Genomic DNA, 7,025 nt, shown 5'->3' with positions numbered 1-7,025 from the left:
CGGGCACCGCCAACATGGCCAACGGTAAGGACGGCTTTTTGAAGAACAAGACTAATGCCACTTTTGTCGGCTTTGCGCCGGGTTTTGCGCCGAAACTGGTCATGGCGGTAACCATGCGCGGGAGTACCCGCTACTGGAACTTCGGTGGCGTGGAGTCGGCGCCCGTGTTCCGCGTGACCATGCGCCACGCCCTTGAAGAACTGAACATTGCACCACGCTGGTGCGGAGGCAAGGCCTGTGCCTCCAAGGATGATCATATTACGGCCACTCAGGCAGAAATCTGGGCGGAAGGAGGCGGCAAGTGAGCAGACTGGACAAATGGGTTGCCGGGACCCTTACCGTGGGCATCGCGGCGATCCTGCTGGGGGTGCTGGCGACGGCGATATTTACCCGTATTCCTGTGGCGCACATTTATGTCAACGCGGCCGGGGCACGCGCCATTATCGTCGGAGGGCATCAGGCAGTGGCCGCTCCTGACTGGCCGGGGACCTATCTGGTGACCCCGCGCTTCGCTGATACGGCCTTCTGGCCCAGTGCGACTCTGGACTTCAAAAGCGGGGCCCCAGTGACTCTGCCGCGCAAGGATATTGTGCTTTGGGTGTACCGTGGCTAAGCCGCGCGACTGGTTGCAGTGGCCGCGCGAACTGATCAAAGGCACGGGTATGGTTCTGCTCGTGCTACTGGCAGTGCTGGTGCTGCTGGCTGTGGATGGTCTGCTGCTGATTCCGGGGCTGATTATCGCTTATGACCTGACCGCGATAGCCTGGCAATGGCAGGGTTTTATCCCTGACCCGCAGGTGCCGCCCGGACCCTGGATGAGCATGGCCGTGGGCCTGATCGCCACCCTGGTTCCGGCCATTATTGACGGTGTGGTGCTGCATTTTTTGCTGCACGACAAGGAGCGGGGCACACCGAAGTCTTCTTCCTAGGACTCTGCAGTCTGGGCCGCCGCCTTTTCTTCCAGCGCCTCCCAGCGCCCATAAGCTTTTGTTAAAGACGCACTGATGACATCGGCGCGGGCCTGCACCTCGCGCAGCCGCTCCGGGTTCTGATAGGTTTCGGGCAGGGCCAACGTGGCGGCGATTTCACCCTCTTCTTTCTCCAGCACTTCGATCTGCACGGGCAGGGTGGCGAGTTCCTGAGTTTCCTTGTAGCTCATGGCGGATTTTTTGCCTTTGCCGCCATCGCGTTTGCCAGAACCCTTGCCGCCGCCACTCTCTGCCGGCTTTGCTAAGCGCCGGGATTCCGTCTGCCAGCGCAGCCAGTCCTCGTAGCCGCCCGCATTCTGGCTGATCTGCCCGTCCTCCCCGAAGGCGATCACCTGGGTGACCACGTTATCGAGAAAGTCCCGGTCATGGGAGACCAGAAAGAGCGTGCCGGCGTAACTCTGTAAACGCTCTTCCAGAATCTCCAGTGTCTCCAGATCCAGATCGTTAGTGGGCTCGTCCAGCACCAGAATATTGGCGGGGCGGGCAAAGAGGCGGGCCAACAGCAAACGTGCGCGCTCGCCGCCGGAGAGTGCCTTGATCAGCCCCCGCGCGCGGCTTGGCGGGAAGAGGAAATCCTGCAGATAGCTCAGCACGTGACGGCGTTCGCCATTGATTTCAATAAAATCATTCCCGTCCGCGATGGCGTCCAACACCCGGCTCTCGGGGTCGAGGGTGGCGCGCATCTGGTCGAAGTAGGCGACCTCCTGTTTGGTGCCGCGGCGGATGGTACCCTCTTGTGGCTCCAGTTCACCGAGGATCAGGCGCAGCAGTGTCGTCTTGCCCGCCCCATTGGGGCCGATAATGCCAACCCGGTCGCCGCGTTCAATACGTGTGGAAAAATCGCGGATGACCGGACGCCCTTCATAGGCAAAAGAAACGTGATCCAGCTCGGCAATGAGTGCGCCGGAACGATCCGCCGTGCTGATTTGCAGGGTGGCCTGCCCCTGCTGCTGGCGACGGCTGGCGCGCTCCTCACGCAGCCCCTCCAGACGGCGCAGGCGGCCCTGGTTGCGCTTGGCACGGGCCTTGACCCCCTGGCGCAGCCAAGCCTCCTCTTCCGCCAGTTGCCCTTCCAGACGACTGTCGGCGGCCGCCTCAGCAGCGAGGACTTCGGCCTTGCGGCTTTGATAAGCAGCAAAAGTACCGGGAAAACTGCGCAGTATCCCGCGATCCAGTTCGATGATGCGGGTCGCCAGGCGGTCGAGAAAACGCCGGTCGTGGGTGACGAAGACCAGCGTGCCGCGATGGCGTAGCAGGGATTGCTCCAGTGCCAGGATCGCGGGCAGATCGAGATGGTTGGTGGGTTCGTCGAGAAAGAGCAGGTCCGGCTCGGCGACGAGGGTGGCGGCAATGGCCACCCGCTTGCGCTGGCCACCGGAAAGGGCGCTGACCATACCTCCAGTGGGCAGCCCCAGGCTATCGCGCAGGGACTCTGCCTTATAGTCGATCTGCCAGGCATCGTGATGGTCGGCGAGGGCATGGGCGTGGGCGTCGTCCGCATCGGCATTCTGCAAGTGCCGCCAGGCAGTATGCCCGGATTTGATGGCGGTGAGCAGGTCGTGCTCTCCGGCCAGCTCCGGCTCCTGCGCCAGGTAGGCGCGCCGCACACCGGGTGCCACCCACAGCGTCCCCGCATCTAAGGGACAGAGGCCCGCCAGCACTTGCAATAAGGTAGACTTGCCCTCGCCGTTGCGGCCGATAAGACCGACCCGCTCGCCTGCCTCCAGATTCAACTCGGCATGGTCCAGCAGCGCCCGGCCACCCCATTCCACTTGCCCTGCCTCCAGCCGCAGAATAGACATTCAGCCGACCCCATCCTTGTTATGCAAAATAAAGGCGTAGGGTACGGGGCGCGCTGCAGTGGCGCAAGCCGGAAGCATGTTCTCAGGTTCTGCGCGTCAACTCAGCAAACGCAGGGTGAGTGGGTAGCGATAGACCTCGCCATTACTGGCTTTGATGGCTGCTAAAACACAGAATATCAAATTCACTATGAAAATCAGTGGGAAAATCAACATGCCGATCAACAGGGTACTCAGGATGCTGGCCACCACATAGGCAATCAGCACGGTGATCTGGAAATTCAGTGCTTCTTTGCTCTGTTGCACCAGCCAGGCGGAGCCATTGTCTTTTTTGAGGAGATAGACGATGAGCGCCGGGATGAACCCGAACAATATGCCGCCCGCATGGGTGAGTGCGGCGATGTTGCGATCGTCCTTGCTGGCTACTTCGACGAGATTGCTGGTTTCCATGGTTACGCTCCCTGTAGGGTGATGGATTTCGTACTGGATCGACCGGGTGATGCTTCACTCTGACTGGCCTGTGCCCACTATCATACTGAATTTTTTGTCAAAGAATAGCCTTTTGAATCCTTTCTAAGTGGCAGAATGATTGCCACCGATGGACCGGACCTTTAGCATAGACCCATGCCAGACACCTTCACTGACGAACAACGCCAATTCCTGCAACTCCTGCGTCTACCCGTGCCCGGCGAACCGCCGCCGGAGATGGCGCCGGTGAAACCGGCGGTAAAAGCCGTAAGTGCAGCGCCGAATCGGTCTGAATCCGCGCAAACGACGCCCGTCTCTGCCTCGATGCGCCCTGCAGAAACGCCCGTAATGCAGCCGGAGTCACTCCCCAGTCCTGTAGAAGAAGGGGTCTCCGTACTGCGCAACGCGGTGCCAGCGACTGCTACCTTATCCACAGCGGTGGCTCCGACTCCGGTACGCAGCACATCTCTACTGTCCAAGGCCGAAACCCTTCAAGCCCCAGCGCTTGCTACTCAGGCAAGCACCTCTTCTGCGGACCCGCAACGGGTAACGCGCATCGCCACCCTGGACTGGCGTGACCTCAACAACATGGTCAGCACCTGTCAGGCCTGCCCCCTCGGCGAAACCCGCAAACATGCCGTGTTCGGTGCCGGTAACCCGCGCGGGTCCTGGCTGTTTGTCGGTGAGGCGCCGGGTGCGGAAGAAGACCGCCGCGGCGAAGCCTTTGTGGGTCGCGCCGGTCAACTCCTCGACAACATGCTCCGCGCCATGGGCCTAAGCCGCGAGAAAGACGTCTATATTGCCAATATCCTCAAGTGCCGCCCCCCCAACAACCGCGATCCGCTGGGTCCGGAGGTGCAGGCGTGCACGCCCTACCTGCAGCGCCAGATTGCCCTCTTGCAACCCCGCGTGATTGTTGCGCTGGGGCGCTTTGCTGCGCAGGGCTTGCTTCAGGTGGATACGCCGCTCAGCCAATTGCGCGGTACGACCCAGCACTACCAAGGCATTCCCCTGATTGTCACCTACCACCCCGCCTATCTGCTGCGTAACCCGATCGATAAGCGCAAAGTCTGGGAGGATCTGAAGCGGGCGTTGGGGGTGTTTGCGGAGTTGCAGAAATAACGGATCATTCTCTCTTTGTTAGGTCCGTCGAGGGTCTGGAATGGCCATATTTCTAACTATCTGGGGGAAGTCTTCTATGGGTTACCACAAATACAGCGCTTGGCGGTTGTTTCCGGTCATCTTGATTGCCGGCTTGTTGTTTCTGCTCACAGACTCCCGGGCGGTGGCGGGGAAAATTCGCGTGGCCTGCGTCGGAGACAGTATTACCTACGGTGCCGGAGTTCCACAACGGCATATCCAAGGATGGCCGGGGGAATTACAGCAATTGCTGGGAACCGACTATCAAGTTGCGAACTTCGGTCACAGCGGGGCTACCATGCTGAAGAATGGCGCTCTTCCTTATTGGAAAACACCGGAATATCAAGCCGCCACAAGCTTTAATCCCAATATTGTTATCATCATGTTGGGCACCAATGATGCCAACATCCAAAATTGGCCAAAATTTGGTTCCCAGTTCACCGCGAATGCGGAAGAGATGATTCGGCATTTCGCACAGCTCAAGGCACATCCCAAGATTTATATCTGTACGCCACCGCCGATAATTCACTCGAATTACGGTATCAGCGAGGCCATGTTGATCCGTGGCCCCATCCCGGATATTTATACGGCGGGCCACGCCATGAACGTTCCGGTCATTCCGGTTTATGCAGAGTTGCGACGATTTTTCAAGACCCACGGGGCTGCTGTGTATTACCAGGCGGATGGCGTACATCCAAACGCAGCCGGCCAGAAACAGATCGCTCAATTGATATTTCAGTTCCTGCAACGCGTTCCGTAAATACCGCTTCCTGCAGTGCGTGACGACGTGTCATTGTTGGAGCAGTTCCAGGGATGTAAGCAGTAAACTGAGCGGCGTATCTTGCGGGTTACCGGGAGATGTCATAGAGGTCGAGCGCAGACGCGATTGCAGACGTTTTTGGTCGCGCAGGCTCCATTCCGCATCGAGGAGTGAGCAGCGAACCCAAGGCGCGAAGGAGATAATTGGCATAGATAGTGCTTTCGGTAGGATTGGGTGTGCTGGCGCGGCAAATGGAACCATCACCGCGGGATTATGGATCCCTTGCCCAAAGTGCTGCGCACGTTCTGGCCCTTGGTGCAGTTCATCCGTTCTACGTTGATTATCTTCATTCCAGACCGCTTGTTACTGCACATCCACCATTGATTACAAAGAGCCGGTATGAATTATTTGCTCAGTGCCAGAGAGTTTGTAGCGCTCAAGGTGATCAGCATGCTGGTCCCGCTGATTTTTGTTTTTTATTCGGTTATGTGAAAAAACTGGTTGGAAACCAGTGGCTTTTGAGGTCAACGCACCTGCTGCCGCAAAGGTGACGAAGGTTGGAATAGGGAGACTGAGGGCGGCCGTTTCCAGAAGGCCTCTTGGTTGGAATGAGTGTTCGGTTTACCCCCGGTGTACGCTTTACCTCCAACGACAGGTTCGTAGCGGGTCGATAACTGTTGGTCGAGGTGGCCCGTTGAAGGGCAGAAACAGACTGACAGCGGTCATTTGGATCTAACGCCAGCCGCAACCGGCGCATTTTGAGTGAGCGCAGCCAATGAAAAATGCGGCCGCGTTTACGTCCTTGTTATGCCTTTTGACCCTAATACCCTCTAGCCATATCATTTAGTACGATTTTTGTAGATATTAGATAGCGATCAATATTCGCCGTAGTAGTGCGTCTAGCCCAGTTGTAGCAAGGCTCGCAGCTTTACTGCTATACATAATCGCGAGGTATACATAACAGTCTTTATGTATATATATATATATATAAAGACTGATTGCGGTCATTCATTGGCTGCTATCAAATGACATTATCCGACCAGTAACAATCGTTCATGATTGGGGTAATTGGGGATGACAATGGGTGCGTTATACTGCAACTTGGAATGTTACGCTGCACTATTAGTGCAGTCGAATTTATGTTATGACGCAGGGACTATATGGAAGTGGTAGGGGACGGTAACGTTACTTTCATCTTGCTCAACGGGATCGCCATACCGAGCAATGTTATGCTTAGCGATAATGTCGAATTGCAGACTGCTGATACTTCACACCTTGATTTTATGACCGCAATTTCCACATGTTCTCGTCCAGAGGATGTCGCTGTTGTTGCAGCATTTATTCCACGCATCACTGCACAACTTCGGATAACTGCCTCTACTCCAAAAGAGCTTGCAAGCGTCGCGTGGAATGCCTCTTGGGAAGCGCTTCTTCTTAGTGCCTTCTTTCAAACGGAGATCGGGTTCAATCTCCAATCTGATACGCCAGCTAATAAAATTAGAAATGGAAGCAGGCTACGGGCGACCAACTACTATATGCATGGCTTAACGAATAGCACGGCACATATGCTGACAACAGATGAATCCAAATGGATTGCGTCACATTTCGCCGATGGTAGAGAGCTTCTAGAAAATGATCGTTTTCAAACGGCTGTGCACTGCTTAGCATCTTACCGGTGGCATTCAATGCCAAGGATAAAACTAGCTGTATTGTGGGCTGGCATCGAAGGGATATTTGGGGCTAGCTCTGAGATCAGATTCAGAATCAGCCTTTATATTGCACGCTTTCTGCATCCAAATAGCGCAGCCGAAAGACTGAGTACGGTCAAAGATATTGATGGCTTTAGACGCGCTGACGGTCACGTAGCGT

The 7,025-nt window shown here is 56.5% G+C and carries 8 protein-coding genes; 6 read left to right on the top strand and 2 right to left on the bottom strand.

The genetic code is table 11. The annotated features are described in order from the left end of the window. The 3 genes from Q0C48_RS12590 to Q0C48_RS12580 all read left to right on the top strand — a co-directional run. Nucleotides 1-305, top strand: a 305-nt coding sequence (locus tag Q0C48_RS12590) for a penicillin-binding transpeptidase domain-containing protein (RefSeq protein WP_366937054.1), incomplete at its 5' end; no start/stop codon positions are given. Then, nucleotides 302-613, top strand: a complete 312-nt coding sequence (locus Q0C48_RS12585; protein ID WP_291524880.1) for a hypothetical protein — start codon at nucleotides 302-304, stop codon at nucleotides 611-613. The genes Q0C48_RS12590 and Q0C48_RS12585, both read left to right, overlap by 4 nt. Continuing rightward, nucleotides 606-929, top strand: coding sequence for a hypothetical protein (locus Q0C48_RS12580; RefSeq protein WP_291524878.1), 324 nt, complete (start codon nucleotides 606-608; stop codon nucleotides 927-929). Before Q0C48_RS12585 ends, Q0C48_RS12580 begins: the two co-directional genes overlap by 8 nt. Here Q0C48_RS12580 and Q0C48_RS12575 read toward each other — a convergent pair. Both Q0C48_RS12575 and Q0C48_RS12570 read right to left on the bottom strand, forming a co-directional pair. Further along, the gene (locus Q0C48_RS12575) at nucleotides 926-2,791 is read right to left on the bottom strand and encodes an ATP-binding cassette domain-containing protein (RefSeq protein ID WP_291524876.1); all 1,866 of its coding nucleotides are present in this window, start codon (nucleotides 2,789-2,791) and stop codon (nucleotides 926-928) included. The genes Q0C48_RS12580 and Q0C48_RS12575 overlap by 4 nt on opposite strands. Before the next feature lie 96 nt (nucleotides 2,792-2,887). Then, complete coding sequence (locus tag Q0C48_RS12570) at nucleotides 2,888-3,238, bottom strand: DUF4870 domain-containing protein (RefSeq protein ID WP_291524875.1); 351 nt, start codon at nucleotides 3,236-3,238, stop codon at nucleotides 2,888-2,890. 174 nt (nucleotides 3,239-3,412) lie between these two features. On the opposite strand from Q0C48_RS12570, the gene Q0C48_RS12565 reads away from it, so the two are divergent. The 3 genes from Q0C48_RS12565 to Q0C48_RS12555 all read left to right on the top strand — a co-directional run. After that, on the top strand, nucleotides 3,413-4,378 hold the full coding sequence (locus Q0C48_RS12565; protein ID WP_291524873.1) for a uracil-DNA glycosylase family protein: 966 nt from the start codon (nucleotides 3,413-3,415) through the stop codon (nucleotides 4,376-4,378). Between the two features lie 76 nt (nucleotides 4,379-4,454). Then, nucleotides 4,455-5,156 (top strand): GDSL-type esterase/lipase family protein, encoded by a 702-nt coding sequence (locus tag Q0C48_RS12560; RefSeq protein ID WP_291524871.1) that lies wholly within the window; start codon nucleotides 4,455-4,457, stop codon nucleotides 5,154-5,156. A 1,160-nt stretch (nucleotides 5,157-6,316) separates the two neighbouring features. Then, nucleotides 6,317-7,025: hypothetical protein (locus tag Q0C48_RS12555; protein WP_291524869.1), on the top strand; the 709-nt coding region annotated here is incomplete at its 3' end.

The sequence above is a fragment of the Acidithiobacillus sp. genome (genome assembly GCF_023255755.1).
Taxonomy (GTDB): Bacteria; Pseudomonadota; Gammaproteobacteria; order Acidithiobacillales; family Acidithiobacillaceae; genus Acidithiobacillus.
This window is presented reverse-complemented; position numbering and strand designations above follow the sequence as displayed.

What these genes read in the sequence shown, in the direction of transcription:
- Q0C48_RS12575 (WP_291524876.1), bottom strand. Translation starts at nt 2,791, where the DNA reads ATGTCTATTCTGCGGCTGGAGGCAGGGCAAGTGGAATGGGGTGGCCGG.
- Q0C48_RS12570 (WP_291524875.1), bottom strand. Translation starts at nt 3,238, where the DNA reads ATGGAAACCAGCAATCTCGTCGAAGTAGCCAGCAAGGACGATCGCAAC.
- Q0C48_RS12565 (WP_291524873.1), top strand. Translation starts at nt 3,413, where the DNA reads ATGCCAGACACCTTCACTGACGAACAACGCCAATTCCTGCAACTCCTG.
- Q0C48_RS12560 (WP_291524871.1), top strand. Translation starts at nt 4,455, where the DNA reads ATGGGTTACCACAAATACAGCGCTTGGCGGTTGTTTCCGGTCATCTTG.